Origin of the sequence: Duganella sp. Root1480D1 (assembly GCF_001427305.1) — a bacterium.
In the GTDB taxonomy this organism is placed as follows: domain Bacteria; phylum Pseudomonadota; class Gammaproteobacteria; order Burkholderiales; family Burkholderiaceae_D; genus Rugamonas.
The window spans coordinates 295915-314171 of the sequence record NZ_LMFZ01000034.1 but is presented as its reverse complement, the minus strand read 5'-3'; the positions used below and the strand labels follow the sequence as shown (position 1 = coordinate 314171).

Here is an 18257-nt window from a genome sequence, read left to right as displayed (position 1 = left end):
AGCCATGTATCACGACCAACGTGGCGTCACTCTTCCCATCACGATGTTGCTGCTACTTGCCGCATTAGCTGTCGGCGCGTCCGCGGCGCAAATGGCCATGCTGGGCGAGAAGGCCGCCCGCGCAGAGCGGGACCGCCTGATCGCCTTCCAGTCTGCGGAGGATGCACTGATGGATGCAGAACGCGATATCAACGCCGGCCTGGGCCAGCCAGTCGATAGTCCCGCCGCCCAGCAAACGCCGGAGAGACCTGTGGCAAGTGGTCCTGCGCCCGCACCCGCACCGGCGCCCGCGTGGCAATCAGTTGACCTGGCGGGCGATGGCGGCACCGAATACGGCGCGCTGACCGGTGCCGCGATGGCGACCGGGCAGGGAACGCTGCCCTTCCGCCGCCCGCGCTACCTGGTGGAGCGCATCGCCTACACGCCAGCCGGTGCGCCGCCAGCCTATTATTATCGTGTGACGGTGATTGGCTTTGGTACACGTCCCGGCGCCGAGACTGTGCTGCAAGCCAGTTACACTCCACCGTTACCAGTGCATCGCCATAGCTGGCGGGAGATCATGGACTGGCAAGCGTTGCACGACGCCGCAAGCCGCGAGGACGGCAAATGACCAAGCGCGCCTCCGCTGGCGGCAGCTTGCTCGGCATGCTGACTACGCTCGTCATCATTGCCATTCTCGCTGCCGCGGCGATGCCCGTCTGGAGCGAAGCCGTCATCCGCATGCGCCGCGGCGAAGCGCAAGCTGCGCTGCAGGAGCTGATGCAGCAGCAAGAGCGCCACTTTACGCGCTTCAACAGCTACGTTGCGTTTTCGACAGGGAGCGGTGGCGAATACCGCTGGTGGTCGGGCCGCACCGCCAGCTCCAGTGCCTACGAGCTGGAAGGCAAGGCCTGCGATGGCCAGCAAATCCGCGACTGCATCCAACTGGTCGCCACGCCCGGCACGCCCAACGTCGACCGCCACTTCAGGGATCCGCAATGCGAACGCCTCATTCTCACCAGCAGCGGGCTTCACCTCGCGACAGGTCCCTCACGCAGCTGCTGGCGCTGAAACATGCGCTCCGCCAGCCGGCAGGGACGCGCCCCGGCTTCACCCTGCTGGAGCTGATGATCGTCCTGGCCATCCTGTCGGTCCTGTTCGCCTCGGCACTGCCTGATCTGAGCAATATGCTGGCTGGGCGCCAATTGCGCAGCGCCTCCGCCGATCTGCTGGCGGCCATCAACGATACCCGGGCCCAGGCCATCGCCCGCCGCCGCGTGGTAACCCTGCTCGCCGAAAACGGCAATTGGCAGCAAGGTTGGCTGATTATTATCGACGCCAATTCCAATCGCAGTCCTGACGCAGGTGAAGCAATCCTGTACCGCCACGTGGCCGCGCCGGAGCGCCTGCAGGTAAGGGCCAGGTTCACCGACAACACGGCCCCGGCCTATATTTCATATAATGCAGCAGGACGAAGCTGCCGCGCCGCCCACCCGAATGCCGCCAACTTTGGCACCATCACCCTTGAACTGGCCGGCGCGCAGCGCAATATCAAGATCAATATGCAGGGCAGGGCGCGTTTATGCGATCCAGCCCTGGAACCGGCAACCTGCGCAAGCATATGAATATCAACAGCGACCTCGAAGGCATGCGGCTTGCCCTGCAATGGGCAGAAAAAGGGCTGTTCACCACCTCCCCGAATCCACGCATCGGCTGCGTGATCGTGCGCGATGGCGCGGTGATCGGCGAAGGCGTGACGCAAGCCGCGGGCCAGGATCATGCCGAAATCCAGGCATTGAAGGATGCCAAGCGCCGTGGCCACGACGTGCGCGGGGCCACCGCCTACGTCACGCTGGAACCCTGCAGCCACCACGGCCGCACGCCGCCCTGTGCCGACGCTCTGGTGCGGGAAGGCCTGGGCCGCGTTGTCGCGGCGATGGAAGATCCGAACCCGCTGGTTGCCGGCAATGGCATGGCGCGCCTCTCTGCCGCCGGAATCGAGGTTGCCAGCGGGCTGCTGGCCGACCAGGCCTATGAGATGAATATCGGCTTCTTCCACCGCATGCGCCACGGCTTGCCATGGGTGCGGATGAAAACCGCCGCCAGCCTGGATGGCATGACCGCCCTGCATAATGGCCAAAGCCAGTGGATCACCGGACCCGAGGCGCGTGCCGACGGCCACGCCTGGCGTGCCCGCGCCTGCGCCATCCTGACCGGCATCGGCACGGTGAAGGCCGATGATCCGCAACTGAACGTGCGTGCCGTCGAGACCCCGCGCCAACCGCGTCGCATTGTGGTCGACAGCAAGCTGGAAATCAGCCCGCAAGCGCGCGTGCTGGAAGGCGGCGGCACCTGGATCGTCGCCGCCGCCCATCACCCGGAAAAAGAAGCAATCCTGCGCGACAAGGGCGCCGAAATCATCGTGCTGCCCAACGCCCACGGCAAAGTCGATTTGCCAGAACTGATGCGCGAGCTGGGCCGCCGGCAGGTCAACGAACTGCACGTCGAAGCGGGCGGCAAGCTGAATGGCTCCATGATCCGCGAAGGCTGTGTGGACGAACTGCTGGTCTACCTGGCCCCAACCCTGCTGGGCGACGCGCAAGGCATGTTCGCCCTGCCTGCGCTGACTGAGCTCAGCGGCAAGCACAGCCTGAAATTCCACGAGGTTAAGCAAGTCGGCGCCGATTTGCGTATCCTTGCCCGATTCAATCCTCAATAAAGATCACTATGTTTACTGGAATCGTAGCCGCAGTCGGCAAAATCAAAACGGTAACCCCGCTGGAAGGCGGCGCGGATGCAGGCGTGCGCCTGGACGTGGACGCAGGCGGCCTGCCGATGGCCGACGTTGGCCTGGGCGACTCGATCGCCCTGAACGGCGCCTGCATGACGGTGGTGGAGAAAACCGCGACCGGCTTCACCGTCGACGTTTCGCGCGAAAGCCTGAACAAGACCGTCGGCCTCGACACCACCGCCGAAGTGAACCTGGAAAAAGCCCTGACCCTGGCCGAGCGCCTGGGCGGCCACCTGGTCTCCGGCCACGTCGATGGCCTGGGCGTGGTGCGCAAGTTCGAACCGGTCGGCGAATCGCACGAACTGGTGATCGAAGCGCCGCGCGACCTGGCGAAATACCTGGCTTACAAAGGTTCGGTGGTGGTGAATGGTGTGTCGCTGACCGTCAATCGCGTTGAAGACAGCGCATCCGGCTGCTCGTTCTCGATCAACCTGATCCCGCACACCATCCAGGTCACCACCCTGAAGCACCTGAAAGCGGGCTCCAGGGTCAACCTCGAGATCGACCTGATCGCCCGCTACGTGGAGCGCATGCTGTCGCTTAAAAGCTAAGCGGCCGCTTGGCTGTGCCCTCTCACATGCGTATCTTTTTTTGCGTCGTTGCACTAGTTTTCGCTTCGAACGCGCAAGCCGGCCCCTGGGCGCCTGCGGAGGGGCTTCGGCAAATGCCGATCTGGCCGGGCGCTATCCCTGATGCGCAAGCGCCCCGCGGGCCGGAAAGCGAACTGCGGATACGCGAAGATAAGCTCGTCGCTGGGCGCCCTTGGCTCGAAGTGGCCAATGTCACACGCCCAACGATGACGGTCTATTCGCCAAAGGCGATGAACACGGGGGCTGCCGTTGTCGTGTTTCCGGGCGGTGGCTACCGGGTGCTGGCAATTGACCTCGAAGGCACCGAAGTCTGCGACTGGTTGACATCAATCGGCGTGACTTGTGCGCTCCTCAAATACCGTGTGCCGGGGTCCGGCCCGCACTGGGATACGGAACGCAATATGCGCGTTATCCCGAAAGTGCACACGGCGCTGCAGGATGCACAGCGGGCCGTCGGACTTGTTCGCTATCATGCCTCCGAATGGAACATCGACCCGCACAAGATCGGTGTAATTGGTTTTTCCGCTGGCGGTCATCTGGTGGCTTCCGTCAGCACTCATCACAAGCGCAACTATGTACCAGTCGACAAGGCAGATGAAGAGAGCTGTCGTCCGGATTTTGCCATTGCCCTTTATCCTGGGCATATGTCGGCCAATTACAAGGCCGACCTCTCAAGGTTAAATCCGGCCATCACTGTCACTAGCCAGACACCGCCGACTTTCCTCGTGCATGCGCAGGACGATCCGATTGATCCAGTCGAGTTTTCCCTTCTCTATTATGCGGCACTGAGAAATGCCAATGTCTCTGTCGAGATGCATCTTTATGCGCAGGGCGGTCACGCGTTCGGACTGCGTCACGACAAGTCCGCGATCACGAAGTGGCCAGGCCTGGTCGAAACCTGGCTCGGCACACTAGGGATGATCCCTTAAGCACTTTATGCGGCTGCTCGCGCGGCGGCGATGTAGGCTGGCAGTTCGGCGTTGATTCCCAGCTTGATCTGGCGGGTGAGGTCATCCGCCAGCACCTCTTCTTTTCCTTCCGCCAGCGCTGCAAAGATCTGCTTGGCGACTTCTTCCGGCTTGATCTTGTCGATTTCGTAGCCGGCGGTCATGTCGGTATCCATATAGCCCATGTGGGCACCCACCACTTGCGTACCTTGTGTGGCCAGTTCGACACGCAGGCCGTTGGTCAGCGCCCAGGCGGCGGACTTCGACATGCTGTAGGTATTGGTCGGGCCTTGGCTGTACCACGCCAGCACGGACAGGATGTTGACGATGGCGCCGCCGCCGTTGGCTTTTAATGTCGGGGCGAAGCCTTTGCTCAGCAACATTGGGCCAATCAAGTTGGTTTCCAGTTCGGCGCGTGCTTGTTCGAGGGCGTTGTCGGCCAGGATGCCGCCGGCGCGGACAATGCCGGCATTGTTGATCAGTACGGAGACATCTTTGTATTCGCGGGTGACCGCAGCGATTTCGTCGTGATTGGTGACATCCAGTTGGACTGGCGTCACGCCGGGCAGGGTGACCGTTTTGGGGTCGCGGGCCGCGCCGTAGACTTTTTTCGCGCCGGCAGCCAGGGCTACTTTCGCCAGTTGCAGGCCCAGGCCACGGTTTGCGCCAGTGATGAATACGACGGAATCTTTGAGCTTCATGATGGTTTCCTTGAGGGTTAATGATGACGATCGTCATCGAATGACTTAATAATAGTGATCGCAATTAAAAAATTCAAGGAAAATTTTGAAAGGGCGCGCGTGGCGCCCCGGCGAGCCGTTACAGCAAGGTAGCGGTGAGGGTGATGTTGGTATTGAACAGCTTCGAAACCGGGCAGCCCAGTTTTGCCTTATTGGCAAGCTCTTCGAACTTTGCCTTGTCGGCGCCAGGAATTTTAGCCTGCAGGTCAAGGTGGATGGCGCTGATGGCAAAGCCGTCGGCCACCTTGTCCAGCGTCACTTCAGCCTTGGTTTCCATCTTTTCTGCGGTAAAACCCGCTTCGCCAAGGATCAGCGACAGGGCCATGGTAAAGCAGCCGGCATGCGCCGCCCCGATCAATTCTTCCGGATTGGTGCCCGGCTTGCCCTCGAAACGGCTGGAAAATCCATACGGCGCCGCCTGTAGCGCGCCGCTTGCCGTACTGATCGCTCCGCGTCCATCCTTGATGCCGCCAGTCCAGACGGCCGAACCGCTAGTCTTCATCGTTGCCTCCTTCAGGGTTGAAAAAGCAATTCAGTCTAGGCCAAAACCCCTAAAGGCGGCGCCCAAGGGGCGGAAGTGCGCCAAATCCTTTAAAATAGCGGGTTAACAAAGAAACGCTCTGTGCCTCACATCAAAGGAAAAAATATGTCCATTTCCAGCACCGAAGAAATCGTCGCCGAACTGCGCGCCGGTCGCATGGTGATCCTGGTCGATGAAGAAGACCGTGAAAACGAAGGCGACCTGGTGCTGGCCGCCGAACACGTCACGCCGGAAGCGATCAATTTCATGATCAAGCATGCGCGCGGCCTGGTGTGCCTGACCCTGACCGAAGAGCATTGCAACCAGCTCGACCTGACCATGATGACCGCCAAGAACGGCACTTCGTTCGGCACCAATTTCACCGTGTCGATCGAAGCGGCGGAGGGCGTGACTACCGGTATTTCGGCTGCCGACCGCGCCAAGACCATCCAGGTAGCCGTGGCCAAAGGCGCCAAGCCAAGCGATATCGTGCAGCCGGGCCACATTTTCCCGCTGCGCGCAGTGCCGGGCGGTGTGCTGATGCGCGCCGGTCATACCGAAGCGGGCTGCGACCTGACTGCGATGGCTGGCCTGATGCCGGCTTCCGTGATCTGCGAGATCATCAAGGACGACGGCACCATGGCGCGCCTGCCGGAGCTGCTGGAATTCGCCAAGGAACACGGCCTGAAGATCGGCACCATCGCCGACCTGATCCACTATCGCAGCCAGAATGAATGCATGGTGGAGCGTATTGCCGAACGTCCGCTGCGCACCGCGCACGGCGACTTCCGCATGATCGCTTTCCGCGACAAGCCAAGCGGCGCGGCCCACCTGGCGCTGGTGCATGGCGACATGGCCCCAGGCAAGGAATCGCTGGTGCGCGTACACCAGCCGGTGTCGATCCTGGACCTGCTGGAAACCGAAGCCACTACCCATTCCTGGAACGTGTCGTCCTCGATGAAGGCAATCAAGGCGGCGGAGCAGGGCGTGATGGTGCTGCTGAATTGCGGCGAGACCGCCGAGCAGTTGTTCGGCCAGCTGGATGCGCTGGACAAGAACGTGCGTCCAACCGGCCGCGCTGCCAGCATGGACCTGCGCAGCTATGGCATTGGCGCGCAAATCCTGCGCGACGTGGGCGTCCACAAGATGCAGTTGCTGGCCAGCCCGCGCAAGATGCCTTCGATGACCGGCTTTAACCTTGAAGTCACCGGCTACATGGCCAAACCTGCCGCCTGATTAACAGGCGCGGCATAATCCAATATCCTTAGAAAGAGGTACACCATGACCGTAGCAACCTACGAAACCAACCTGTCCGGCGAAAACCTGCGCATCGGCATCGTGCAAGCGCGCTTCAACGAAGACGTTTGCCATGGCCTGCTGTCCGCATGCCTGCAGGAGCTGAAGAACCTGGGCGTGGAAGATGAAGACATCCTGCACGTGACCGTACCGGGCGCGCTGGAAATTCCGCTGGTGCTGCAGAAGATGGCCGAATCCAACCAGTTCGACGCGCTGATCGCGCTGGGCGCCGTCATCCGCGGCGAAACCTACCACTTCGAACTGGTGTCCAACGAATCCGGCGCGGGCGTAACCCGCGTGGGCCTGGACTACAGCATCCCAATCGCCAACGCCATCCTGACCACCGAAAACGACGAACAAGCGGAAGTCCGCATGGCCGTCAAAGGTGCCGAAGCTGCCCGCTGCGCAGTGGAAATGGCCAACCTGTCGATCGCCCTGGAAGAATTGCACCAGGACCTGGGCGACGACGAGTAATTCAACAAGAAGGTAAGAACATGACTGACAATATGACGCACGCTAACCCTAGCAAGAACCGCACGCCGCGCCACCGCGCGCGTGAGTTCGCGCTCCAGGGCCTGTACCAGTGGCTGCTGAACAATGAAGAAGCGACCAAGGTCGTCAATAATATCCGCGGCGCCCATGGCTTCGACAAGGCGGACGGCGAGTATTTTGCCGACCTGCTGCGCGGCACCATCAAGCAATCGGTCGAACTGCGTGAAGTGTTCACGCCGCTGGTCGATCGCGGCATTGGCGAGCTGTCCCCGATCGAGCATGCAGTGCTGCTGATCGGCGCCTATGAACTGAAGAACCACGTCGAGATCCCATACCGCGTGGTGATCAACGAGGCAGTGGAACTGACCAAGTCCTTCGGCGGTATCGATGGCCACAAATACGTGAACGGCGTGCTGGACAAGCTGGCCGCCCAACTGCGCGCTGACGAAGTCGCGGCAGACAAGAAGCGTTAATCCCTTCCCCCGGCGCCTGCGGCACTGTCCGCAGGCCCGTCTTTCAGTACCAGTTGCCCCTTCACCAGCCATGCGGCTGAAAAGGCCATGACCGCAAGGGTCTCCGGCCAGAAGATGGACTGCTGCTGCCCATTCAGCTCCAGGATTGCTATCCACACGAAGGCCACCGCCATCATGGCACCGCAGGCAATGTAGACCTTATTGCGCGTGCATTTCTCCTGCGTTGGCATGGACGGCGTATTGGCGCGGAAGCGGAACGTCACCAGATAAAACGTCAGCACGAAGAAGGCAGCCACGAAAAGGAAGTGGTAGCCCAGCGGTCCGTGAGGAGCATGCAGCAGGGCCGCCACCAGTTTGGTTTCGTCGTCCGGCAGGATGGTGCCTGGCGACCTGAGGACGCCGATCGAGATCTTCATCGGGAAGAGTGCGATGCCGATTGCCGATGCGCCGGCCAATATGGAAATCCAGCGGTCGCGCCGATGACCGGTATTAAAGAACGCCATCACTACGCCGCCCACGACCAGGGCGCCGACGAAGACGTCGCGTGCACTGCTGTAGTAATAGGCGCTGATGGAATTGGTAGTCCAGACCTGGTCGGGCGAAAGAAAGGCGAGCAGGCGAACGCTGACCGGCATCAGGAAGGCGATCCAGCCCACGGTTTGCTGCAAGGCCCGCTCGGAGATGAGCAAGTGGTTTGAGGTCGACATGGCCCCATTCTGCGCCGCACATAATAAAAAAGCCACCCGGGGGTGGCTTCGTGCGCGGCGGGCCGGCGCTTACAGGCCTGCCAACTGGTCTGCGCTGATGGGCTTGTCAGCCTGTGCCACGGTGGTTGGGGCATCTTTCGCCTTGACCGGGGCAGGGGCGGCAGCAACCTGCTGTGGCGGAGTGATGTAAGGCACCTTCTTGCCGGCGGAGACCTGCTTCAGGCGGGAGTATTCCGCCATCACGCGCGAGCCATAGCCATCATCGGTTTCGAAGGCTGCCGCGCCAACATAGGATTTAAGGCCGGCTTCAACGGAACCGCCCTTTGCCACGTAATCCCGCAGGATCAGGGCGCCGACGCGGATGTTGGCCACTGGATTCAGCGCTGCCTGCACGCCGCCCATGTCCTGGAATTTGTCGGTGTGGACCTTGGACATCACCTGCATCAGGCCTTGCGCGCCCATCGGGCTTTCCGCGAACGGATTCAGGCCGGACTCGATCGCCATTACGGCCAGGATCAGCAGTGGATCCAGCTTGATTTCACGAGCGGTCAGGTAGGCGGTGGAGACCAGCATATTGGTCGCATCGCCAGCTACGCGGTAGCGCTTGGACAGCCAGTTGGTCACGGCATCCTGCTGCTTCTTGGAGCCCACCAGGTCTTTGTCCTCGCCGGCAAGCTGCGATTCGGCAGTGGCGATGACCAGCCCGGCAGGACGCGCAGCAGGCGCTTCCATCAGCTCGGACAGTGGAGGTGCAACGACAACTTGTTGGGGCGCTGGCGGCTGGCCGCGCAGGGCGTGAGCCAGGTCGGATGCCAGTTCAGGACGGGCAACCATGGCGCAAGCCATAACCAGTGCAGCGATACCCAGGAGGCTCAGCATGGACTGAGCGGCGGTCAGCAGACCGCGTGCCGAAATGCTCTGCGTGGAAATCCACGCGGCGGGCTGGCAAGCCCACAGGCGGGCGCTATCAAGCAACCCATTGAATCGATTGTTCATTCAGAACTCCCCTGAAATGTAAGAGTCAAAACGCGTCCCCGCCGCGTGAAAACCGCGGTCAATTCGACGTGCCATAGTCGTTACATCAGTGTTATCTTCGTCCACCGCCGCACAGGTCGCACGGGACTGGACGCCATCATTGTTTGCTAAAGCTGGCGGGTCTATGGGGCCAGTTGCAACACAACTTTTTCCGGGATGGAGGCAGACGCCTCGTGAAAAACACTCCTTAAAATGTCTGTGGAGCCCGGATACTCCGTGAATGTAATGAGTGACAACTTAGTTGGCATAAAGGCCATGCCCTCATCAGGTAGGTCAAATTGTAGGAGGGGTATTATATCTAGTCAATACTAACACTCGCGTTCTTTATTACTTTTGAGTATGATTTTCTCGTGAACACATTGACAAAAACCAATAAAATCAACGGCTTGACTAAAAGTGCTCAGACGCCCCGTCCGGAGCAAAAAAATCGTAAAAAAGTATGAAATATCGCGATCTCCGAGATTTTATTTCTCAACTGCAAGCAATGGGCGAACTTAAGCGCACAAGCTTGCCTGTTTCGCCACACCTCGAGATGACGGAAGTCTGCGACCGTACCCTGCGTGCCGGCGGGCCGGCCATCCTGTTCGAGAAGCCGGCTGGTTTCGACATGCCGGTGCTGGGCAACCTGTTCGGCACCCCGCGGCGCGTGGCGCTGGGCATGGGCGCTGACGATGTGGGTGAGTTGCGCAAGATCGGCCACGTTCTGGCACAGTTGAAAGAACCCGAGCCGCCCAAAGGCTTCAAGGACTTGATGGGACTGGGCTCCCTGGTCAAGGCAGTATGGGATATGTCGCCGAAAGAGATGCGCGGCGCGCCATGCCAGGAGATTGTCTGGGAAGGCAACGACGTGGACCTGGGCCGCCTGCCGATCCAGCATTGCTGGCCTGGCGATGTAGCGCCCCTTATTACATGGGGCCTGGTAATTACTAAAGGCCCGAACAAGAAGCGCCAGAACCTGGGCATCTATCGCCAGCAGGTACTGGGGCGAAACAAGGTGATCATGCGCTGGCTGGCGCATCGCGGCGGCGCGCTGGATTTCCGTGAGCACTGCATCAAGAATCCAGGCCAGCCTTATCCGGTCTGCGTCGCGCTGGGTGCCGACCCGGCGACTATCCTCGGCGCAGTCACGCCAGTGCCGGACAGCCTGTCGGAATATCAATTTGCAGGCCTGCTGCGCGGCAGCCGCACCGAACTGGTGAAGGCTATCGGCAGCGAGCTGCGTGTGCCGGCTTCGGCGGAGATTGTGCTGGAAGGGCATATCTATCCGGATGAAAACCATCCTTCCGGCTACGAGCATGGCCTGGAAGGCCCGTATGGCGACCATACCGGCTATTACAATGAGCAGGACTGGTTCCCGGTCTTCACCATCGACCGCATCACCATGCGGCGTGACCCGATCTACCACTCGACGTATACAGGCAAGCCGCCGGATGAGCCGGCAGTGCTGGGCGTTGCGCTGAATGAGGTCTTCGTGCCGCTGCTGCAGAAGCAGTTCAGCGAGATCACCGACTTTTACTTGCCGCCGGAAGGCTGCAGCTACCGCATGGCGGTGGTGCAGATCCGCAAACAGTACGCGGGCCACGCCAAGCGCGTGATGTTCGGCGTGTGGAGCTTCCTGCGCCAGTTCATGTATACCAAATTCATTATCGTGGTGGACGAGGACGTGAACATCCGCGACTGGAAGGAAGTGATCTGGGCGATAACAACCCGCGTTGATCCGACCCGCGACACCACGCTGGTCGACAATACGCCTATCGACTACCTGGATTTCGCTTCGCCGGTCAGTGGCCTGGGCAGCAAGATGGGCATCGACGCCACCAATAAATGGCCGGGTGAAACCAGCCGGGAATGGGGTACCACGATCGCCATGACGCCTGAAGTGAAGGCCCGTGTGGATGAAATTTGGCAGCAGCTAGGTTTATAGCCTATAATTGCGCCCGGGCGGGCCCCTGCGCATTGTGGCACGGTTAACCTGGTCAGGTCGGGAACGAAGCAGCCAAAGCTGTTCACCGCAAGTGCCGCAGATCAGGCTCGCCTCCTTGAATTCATGAAAAAAGCTGCCACTGGCAGCTTTTTTTATTTTCTCACTCCGAATCCAGCTCGGCTTGTAGGGGGCAGGCGGAAGTCTCTACCAGCGGATTTTCCTTCAGCAGCGCTGTATCGGCCGGCAAACGGATCTTGTTGCCGGCGTCGCTGAGGAAGCGCTTGATGCCGCTCCTCGATTGGATCGTCAACTGGGATGGCTTGTCAAAGGTCAGCAGGACGGACTTCATTGTCGGCGCGAACCAGCTAAAGGCGCCGGCAACCTTGCCAATGGCTGCATTGCCCTGGGCTACGCTGCCCATCAACTTGTTATATGGCCATTGCGTGCCTTCCGGGACGATCGCATCCAGGTTGTAGATTACGCTGATCTTTTCGCCTTTCCCCTGGGTGGTCATGATTTTGGCGTCTTCGGCCAACCATTGCGGGTTGGGCGCCATGCGCAGGTGGGACTTGTCGTCTAGCGGCAGGGCGGTGCGCGTGCCGCCATGCACCACCGTTAAATTCATGTCTGCTGCCTTGAGTTTCTTGTTGGACGGTTCCACTGTCAGGTAGAAGTCCAGCTTATCGCGCTCGGAGGCGGGCAGGGCGTAAAAGCGATCCAGGCGGATCGATTCGACAAACTTCCTATAGGTGGTCCATTCACGCTCTTCCGCGTGGGCGCCACTGGCGCTGGCCAACAGGGCAATCAGGAGCAGCTTTTTCATGGGGGTGCGGTTGCAAAAAAGGCAAAGTCTAGACGAAGTCTGGCCAAACGTCTAATGTTGTCCGCAGCACCTGCTATCTACGGTAAAATCCTGATCATGTCCTATCAAGTCCTCGCTCGCAAATACCGTCCCCGGAACTTTGAAACGCTTGTCGGCCAGGAGCACGTTGTGCGTGCGCTGACCCATGCGTTGCATACCGGTCGCCTGCACCACGCCTACCTGTTTACCGGGACGCGCGGTGTCGGCAAGACGACGCTGTCCCGCATCCTGGCCAAGTCGCTCAATTGCGTTGGACCGGACGGCAATGGCGGCATCACGGCTACCCCGTGCGGTGTATGCGAGGCTTGTACCGCGATCGATGGCGGCCGTTTTGTCGACTATGTCGAGATGGACGCGGCATCCAACCGTGGCGTCGACGAAATGGCGCAGTTGCTCGAGCAGGCGGTGTACGCCCCGTCCAATGCGCGCTTCAAGGTCTATATGATCGACGAGGTCCACATGCTGACCAACCACGCCTTCAATGCGATGCTGAAGACGCTGGAGGAGCCGCCCGAGCATATCAAGTTCATTCTGGCGACCACCGATCCGCAAAAGATTCCTGTCACTGTGCTGTCGCGCTGCCTGCAGTTCAACCTGAAGCAGATGCCGCCGGGGCATATCGTCGGCCACCTGGAAAATATCCTGGGCCAGGAAAACGTGGTATTCGAACAGCCTGCCTTGCGCCTGCTGGCACAGGGCGCACATGGTTCGATGCGTGACGCCTTGTCGCTGACCGACCAGGCGATTGCCTACGCCGCCGGCGCTGTGACGCTGGATGCAGTGCAGGGCATGCTGGGCGCTTTGGACCAGTCCTACCTGGTGCGTTTGCTTGATGCGCTGGCCAATAAGGATGGCGCGGACCTGATGGCGGTTGCCGATGAAATGGCGACGCGTTCGCTGTCTTACAACGGCGCCTTGCAAGACCTTGGCACCTTGCTGCACCGGATCGCGCTGGCGCAGACCGTGCCTTCCGCCGTGCCTGCGGACCTGCCCGAATATAACGATGTGGTGCGCCTGGCTTCCCTGTTCGATGCAGAGGAAGTGCAGTTGTATTACCAGATCGCCGTGCATGGCCGGAATGAACTGGGACTGGCGCCGGATGAATATGCCGGCTTCTCCATGACCCTGTTACGCATGCTTGCCTTTCGGCCCGGCATGGGCGGGGCGGATGGCCAACCGGCCGGCGCCCCGGTAGCGGCTCGTCCCGCCGGGGCGAATCCGGCTCGCGCCGCTGCAGCCGCCGCCATGGCTGCTTCGGCCGCAACCGCGGACCGCATGAGTGTTCCGGTTGGCCAGCCTGCGCCGGCCGGCGCATTTTCCTCGGTTCCGTCAGTGCCGCCAGCCGTGCCGCCTGCGCCGCCTGTCCAGCAAGTCGCGCCTGCCGCTGCGGCCGCAGCGAATGCGGCCAGCGCTTCGCACCTGGCCAGCGTGCCGAGCGGCGCTTCGCAAGACACTGCATCGGCAGACGCACCGGCGGCGGCATCCGAACCGGCACCGCAGGCTTTTGCGCCGGCCACCGCATCGGACTCCGCGCCGGCGCCGCAGCCTGCTGCTCCTGCTCCTGCTCCGGCACCGCAGCTTACTGCACCGCCGCCAGCGCCTGCAGCCGACAGCCGCCCGATGAGCCCCGCAAAAATGGCCATCACCGCTGCATTGGAAGCCGCGCGCGCCGCGGCCGCCGCCCGCACCGGCCAGCGAGCCCCGGCGCCAGCACGTCCAGCGGCACCGCAAGCCGACGCCCCTGCATCGCCGCCTGCTGCTGCACCGGCCGCCGCTGCACACGCCGCGCCAGCCGCAGCGCCGCGCGCCGCGATGCCGTCCGCTCCGGCACAAGCCCAATACTCGGCACCTGCCGCGCCGCGTGCACCGGCACCGTGGGAAGACGCTCCAGCTCCAAGTGCACCATCCGCGCAAGCCGGCGCACCATGGGACGAGCAGGGCGGCACCGCCACCGTGATGGAAGCTCCACATCAAGTGCAACAGCGCCGTGCCGCCCCGGTGCAGCAACAAGCGGAAGAAGACGACCTCCCGCCCTGGGTAACCGACTTCTCCGAAGATTCCGCAGTGCCGGCCGGCGCCGACCACATTTCCGGGATCTCGCAGGCACCGCAGCATCGCGCGGCCGCGCCAGCCAAGGCGCCATATGAATATGTCATCAACCCGATTCCCGAACTGGGCTGGGATGGCAATTGGCCAGCGCTGGCCGCCCACCTGCCGCTGCGCGGCGTGGCGCAGCAACTGGCAACGCAAGCCGAACTGGTAAGCTGCAGCTTCGACGGCAATATGGCCGTGTTCCGGATCCGCTGCCCGATCGAAACCTGGGCCACCCCGGCCAACGTGGAGAAACTGACCTCCGCGCTGACCGAACGCTTCGGCCGGGCCGCGCGCGTCGAGACCGAAATTGGCAAGGCCTGGTACACCACCAGCGTCGAAGCCCAGGTCCACCGCGACAACTGCCAGCGCGCCGCTGAAGAAACAGTGGCCGCCGACCCATTTATCAAAGCAATGGCGCGCGACTTCGGCGCCTTCATCGTGCCCGGCTCGATCGTGGCGCCGATGACGCCCGCGCACTAAACCCAATATTCAACACCGAAATACGGAGAACCACACCATGATGAAGAACCAACTGGCCGGCCTGATGAAGCAAGCGCAAGCCATGCAGGACAATATGAAGAAGGCGCAGGAAGCGCTGGCCCTGATCGAAGTTGAAGGCCAGGCCGGCGCCGGCATGGTGAAGGTCGTGATGACCTGCAAGAACGATGTGAAGCGCGTTTCGATCGATCCATCGCTGCTGGGCGACGACAAGGACATGCTGGAAGACCTGGTAGCTGCCGCCTTCAATGACGCCGTGCGCAAGGCCGAAGCCACCGCTTCCGAAAAAATGAGCGGCCTGACCGCCGGCATGCCTCTGCCACCTGGCTTCAAGATGCCGTTCTAAACCTGCATCATGTTCATCATCACGCTCACGTACCTGAAACCGGCCGAGGAGATCGACAAGCTCCTCGCCGCGCATAGCGAGTACCTGCGCGAGCAATATGCCAACGGCATGTTCCTGATGTCTGGACGCCTGGTGCCGCGTACCGGCGGCGTCATTCTTGCCACGGCCGACAGCCGGGCCGATATCGAAGCGGTGATCGAGCTGGATCCGTTCAATGAAGCGGGTGCTGCAAGCTACACGATCACCGAATTCGTGCCCACCAAGACGGCCGATTTCCTGAGCGCCTTCAAGCAATCCTGAGCCAATGGCGAAGTCCTTTGAATTTTTGACGGAGGCGCTGCGCCGCCTGCCTGGCGTCGGTCCCAAGTCGGCCCAGCGCATGGCCTTCCACCTGCTGCAGCACGACCGCGAAGGCGCCGCCATGCTCTCGCGCGCCCTGTACCAGGCAGTGGAGCAGGTGCACCACTGCGCCCTGTGCAATACCTTCACCGAAACCGAAATCTGCGACACCTGCGCCGACGAGTCGCGCGACAAGCGCCAGCTATGCGTGGTCGAAACGCCGGCCGACCAGGTGATGATCGAATCCACCCTGACTTACAAAGGCCTGTATTTCGTGCTGATGGGCCGCTTGTCGCCGCTGGACGGCATCGGCCCGAAAGACATCCACCTCGAAAAGCTGCTGGCGCGCGCCGCCGACGGCGTGGTGGAAGAAGTGGTGCTGGCAACGAACTTCACCAATGAAGGCGAAGCCACTGCCCACTACATCAGCGAAATGCTGAAAGCCCGCGGCCTGGCCGTAACCCGCCTGGCGCGCGGCGTGCCGGTGGGCGGCGAACTCGAATACGTGGACGCCGGCACCATCGCCCGCGCCATGCTAGACCGCCGCAGCACCTGATCCTACGCACGCCAGCATCTGGCTGATGGCGTCCTGCGGGGCGGGGCGGCCGAGCAGGTAGCCTTGGGCCATGTCGCAGCCGTAGTGCTTCAGCAGGTCGAGTTGCTCGGGCGTTTCGACTCCTTCTGCCACCACGATCATTTTCAAGCCGTGCGCCATGGCGATGATGGCGCGCGTGATGGCGGCGTTTTCGCTGTCCTGCGGCAGGCCGCTGATAAAGCTCTTGTCGATCTTCAGCGCGCGCACGTCGAAGCGTTTCAGGTAGCTCATGGACGAGTAGCCGGTGCCGAAATCGTCGATCGATAAGAACACGCCGATGCCGCGCAACTGCTCCAGCGTGGCCAGCGTGGCGAGGGCGTTGTCCATCAAGGTGCCTTCGGTCAGTTCCAGTTCGAGCAGGCTGGGATCGAGGCCGGTGTCGTGCAGCACGGCCAACACGATCTGCGCCAGGTTTTCGTCCTTGAACTGGCGGGCGGAGAGGTTGACCGCCATGCGGATCGGCCGCTCGCATTCGCGCTGCCAGGCGCGCGCCTGGCCACAGGCGGTGCGCAGCACCCATTCGCCGATCGGCACGATCAGCCCCGTTTCTTCCGCCAGAGGGATGAATTCCGTCGGCGGGATGATGCCGTGTTCAGGGTGCCTCCAGCGAATCAATGCCTCCACGCCGACGATGCGGGTAGTGGGGACGTCGACTTGCGGCTGGTACAGCAGGTATAACTCGTTGTTCTGCAAAGCCTTGCGCAATCCGACTTCCAGCTTGACGTGGCTCATGATCTGCATCGTCAGCGAAGAGCTGTATAGCTTGGCGTTGTTCTTGCCGCAGTTCTTGGCATGGTACATGGCGGTGTCGGCGAATTTCAGCAGCGAGGTGCAGTCCTCGCCATCTTCCGGATAGAGCGAGATGCCGATGCTGGCGGTGACGAAGATCTCATGGCCGTCCAGGTTGAAGGGGCGGCGCATGGCGTCTTTCACGCGGTGCGCCACGGCCAGCGCATCGTCCACCCGTTCGATATCGGGCAGCAGGATGGTGAATTCGTCGCCGCCCAGGCGCGCCAGGCTGCACAAGTGGTCGCTGGGGCGGATGGTTTCGCGCAGGCGCTCGGTGACGATCTGCAGCAACAGGTCGCCCACGTTGTGGCCCAGCGTATCGTTGATGCGCTTGAAGGAATCCAGGTCCATGAACAGGATGGCGAATTTGCGCTGTTCGCGCTGCGAGCGTTCCAGTTCGCGCTCCAGGGTCTCAAGGAAGGCCTGCCGGTTGGGGATGCCGGTCAGGCTGTCGCAGTAGGCCAGCTTGCGGATCTGTTCTTCCGTGCGTTTGCGTTCGCTGATGTCGCGCACCAGGCCGAGCACTTCGCCGGATGCGGTACTCACCAGGCGCGCTTCAAAGTGGTGGCCGCTGCCGTCGCGCGTCAGTTCGTAATCGACCGAATGCACCGAGGCGGAATGCAGCACGGCCGACAATTGATCGAGCATGCGGCTGGCAATCGGCGCGGGCAGCACGTCACGGATGTGCCGCCCCACGCATTCGCGGCTGGCGAAATCGGCGCCTGGCTCATGGCCTTCTTCGTAATCGAGGTAGTAGCCGTCGGCACTGAGGCGGAAGAAGGTGTCGGGGATGGCAGCCAGTACGGCGCGGTTATGGGCGTCGGCGATGCGCAGACGGGCGATGGCATCGCTGGCGCGCAGTACATACAGCACGCGATGGCCGAGGATCGGCCAGTTGATCGGCTTGGAGACGAAGTCGGTGGCACCGGCTTCATAGGCTTGCGTGACCGCGCCCAGGTCGTCGCCGCCGGTAACCATGATAACGGGGATGTGGGACGAGCTTTCCAGCTTGCGGATGGCGCGGCAGACGGAGAAGCCGTCGAGCAGCGGCATGTCGACGTCCAGCAGCACCAGGTCTGGCGCATTGTCGCGGAAACTGGCCACGGCGGCGCGGCCGTCGCTCGCTTCCACGGCGTCGAGCCCGACTTGGGCCAGCATTTCAAGCATCAGCAGGCGCATGACGGGATCGTCATCCGCCACCAGCACGGTACCGCGTTTGGGTGAATAGAGCGCTGCCATG

The 18257-nt window shown here is 61.8% G+C and carries 20 protein-coding genes and 1 other RNA gene; 15 read left to right on the top strand and 6 right to left on the bottom strand.

What is annotated here, in order from left to right; genetic code table 11:
* Positions 1–4 precede the first annotated feature (4 nt).
* The 6 genes from ASD58_RS22375 (at position 5) to ASD58_RS22350 (ending at position 4289) form a co-directional block, all read left to right on the top strand.
* Positions 5–610 (top strand): PilX N-terminal domain-containing pilus assembly protein, encoded by a 606-nt coding sequence (locus ASD58_RS22375; protein WP_082565608.1) that lies wholly within the window; start codon positions 5–7, stop codon positions 608–610.
* The gene (locus ASD58_RS22370) at positions 607–1050 is read left to right on the top strand and encodes a type IV pilin protein (protein WP_057263420.1); all 444 of its coding nucleotides are present in this window, start codon (positions 607–609) and stop codon (positions 1048–1050) included. Before ASD58_RS22375 ends, ASD58_RS22370 begins: the two co-directional genes overlap by 4 nt.
* On the top strand, positions 978–1604 hold the full coding sequence (locus tag ASD58_RS22365) for a GspH/FimT family pseudopilin (protein ID WP_082565607.1): 627 nt from the start codon (positions 978–980) through the stop codon (positions 1602–1604). Before ASD58_RS22370 ends, ASD58_RS22365 begins: the two co-directional genes overlap by 73 nt.
* Positions 1601–2698 (top strand): bifunctional diaminohydroxyphosphoribosylaminopyrimidine deaminase/5-amino-6-(5-phosphoribosylamino)uracil reductase RibD, encoded by a 1098-nt coding sequence (ribD, locus tag ASD58_RS22360; RefSeq protein ID WP_057263419.1) that lies wholly within the window; start codon positions 1601–1603, stop codon positions 2696–2698. Before ASD58_RS22365 ends, ribD begins: the two co-directional genes overlap by 4 nt.
* Before the next feature lie 8 nt (positions 2699–2706).
* Positions 2707–3321, top strand: a complete 615-nt coding sequence (locus ASD58_RS22355; RefSeq protein WP_057263418.1) for a riboflavin synthase — start codon at positions 2707–2709, stop codon at positions 3319–3321.
* A 113-nt stretch (positions 3322–3434) separates the two neighbouring features.
* Complete coding sequence (locus ASD58_RS22350) at positions 3435–4289, top strand: alpha/beta hydrolase (RefSeq protein WP_229210063.1); 855 nt, start codon at positions 3435–3437, stop codon at positions 4287–4289.
* A 5-nt stretch (positions 4290–4294) separates the two neighbouring features.
* Here ASD58_RS22350 and ASD58_RS22345 read toward each other — a convergent pair whose 3' ends face one another.
* Positions 4295–5008, bottom strand: a complete 714-nt coding sequence (locus ASD58_RS22345; protein WP_057263417.1) for an SDR family oxidoreductase — start codon at positions 5006–5008, stop codon at positions 4295–4297.
* Between the two features lie 118 nt (positions 5009–5126).
* Positions 5127–5549, bottom strand: coding sequence for an OsmC family protein (locus tag ASD58_RS22340; RefSeq protein ID WP_057263416.1), 423 nt, complete (start codon positions 5547–5549; stop codon positions 5127–5129).
* A 144-nt stretch (positions 5550–5693) separates the two neighbouring features.
* On the opposite strand from ASD58_RS22340, the gene ribBA reads away from it, so the two are divergent.
* From ribBA to nusB, 3 genes are read left to right on the top strand one after another with little or no spacing between them, the layout of a single operon-like run.
* A complete protein-coding gene (gene ribBA / locus ASD58_RS22335) occupies positions 5694–6803 on the top strand; it encodes a bifunctional 3,4-dihydroxy-2-butanone-4-phosphate synthase/GTP cyclohydrolase II (protein WP_057263415.1) in 1110 nt (369 codons plus the stop codon).
* Positions 6804–6848: 45 nt separating this feature from the next.
* The gene (gene ribH / locus ASD58_RS22330) at positions 6849–7337 is read left to right on the top strand and encodes a 6,7-dimethyl-8-ribityllumazine synthase (protein WP_057263414.1); all 489 of its coding nucleotides are present in this window, start codon (positions 6849–6851) and stop codon (positions 7335–7337) included.
* A 20-nt stretch (positions 7338–7357) separates the two neighbouring features.
* Entirely contained in the window at positions 7358–7828 is a 471-nt protein-coding gene (gene nusB, locus ASD58_RS22325; RefSeq protein WP_057263413.1) for a transcription antitermination factor NusB, read from the top strand.
* Here the strand turns inward: nusB and ASD58_RS22320 are convergent.
* Both ASD58_RS22320 and ASD58_RS22315 read right to left on the bottom strand, forming a co-directional pair.
* On the bottom strand, positions 7825–8535 hold the full coding sequence (locus tag ASD58_RS22320) for a hypothetical protein (protein ID WP_057263412.1): 711 nt from the start codon (positions 8533–8535) through the stop codon (positions 7825–7827). The genes nusB and ASD58_RS22320 overlap by 4 nt on opposite strands.
* A gap of 69 nt (positions 8536–8604) precedes the next feature.
* Positions 8605–9531 (bottom strand): lytic transglycosylase domain-containing protein, encoded by a 927-nt coding sequence (locus tag ASD58_RS22315; RefSeq protein ID WP_082565606.1) that lies wholly within the window; start codon positions 9529–9531, stop codon positions 8605–8607.
* A gap of 478 nt (positions 9532–10009) precedes the next feature.
* On the opposite strand from ASD58_RS22315, the gene ubiD reads away from it, so the two are divergent.
* Positions 10010–11494: a 4-hydroxy-3-polyprenylbenzoate decarboxylase gene (gene ubiD / locus ASD58_RS22310; protein WP_082565605.1), complete on the top strand. Its 1485-nt coding sequence runs from the start codon at positions 10010–10012 to the stop codon at positions 11492–11494.
* A gap of 16 nt (positions 11495–11510) precedes the next feature.
* Positions 11511–11609: signal recognition particle sRNA small type (ffs, locus tag ASD58_RS30745), an RNA gene on the top strand.
* Positions 11610–11654: 45 nt separating this feature from the next.
* On the opposite strand, the gene ASD58_RS22305 is transcribed toward ffs, so the two are convergent.
* Positions 11655–12317: a DUF2987 domain-containing protein gene (locus ASD58_RS22305; protein WP_057263410.1), complete on the bottom strand. Its 663-nt coding sequence runs from the start codon at positions 12315–12317 to the stop codon at positions 11655–11657.
* Between the two features lie 96 nt (positions 12318–12413).
* Between ASD58_RS22305 and dnaX the strand changes: the two genes are divergently transcribed.
* Genes dnaX through recR form a run of 4 tightly spaced genes read left to right on the top strand, consistent with a single transcriptional unit; the run spans position 12414 to position 16189 of the window.
* Positions 12414–14930: a DNA polymerase III subunit gamma/tau gene (gene dnaX, locus ASD58_RS22300; protein WP_057263531.1), complete on the top strand. Its 2517-nt coding sequence runs from the start codon at positions 12414–12416 to the stop codon at positions 14928–14930.
* A 37-nt stretch (positions 14931–14967) separates the two neighbouring features.
* Positions 14968–15294, top strand: a complete 327-nt coding sequence (locus ASD58_RS22295) for a YbaB/EbfC family nucleoid-associated protein (RefSeq protein ID WP_057263409.1) — start codon at positions 14968–14970, stop codon at positions 15292–15294.
* A 9-nt stretch (positions 15295–15303) separates the two neighbouring features.
* Entirely contained in the window at positions 15304–15594 is a 291-nt protein-coding gene (locus ASD58_RS22290) for a YciI family protein (RefSeq protein WP_057263408.1), read from the top strand.
* A 4-nt stretch (positions 15595–15598) separates the two neighbouring features.
* Complete coding sequence (gene recR, locus ASD58_RS22285; protein WP_057263407.1) at positions 15599–16189, top strand: recombination mediator RecR; 591 nt, start codon at positions 15599–15601, stop codon at positions 16187–16189.
* Here the strand turns inward: recR and ASD58_RS22280 are convergent.
* A complete protein-coding gene (locus ASD58_RS22280; RefSeq protein ID WP_057263406.1) occupies positions 16169–18256 on the bottom strand; it encodes a bifunctional diguanylate cyclase/phosphodiesterase in 2088 nt (695 codons plus the stop codon). The genes recR and ASD58_RS22280 overlap by 21 nt on opposite strands.
* Between the last annotated feature and the right edge of the window lies 1 nt (position 18257).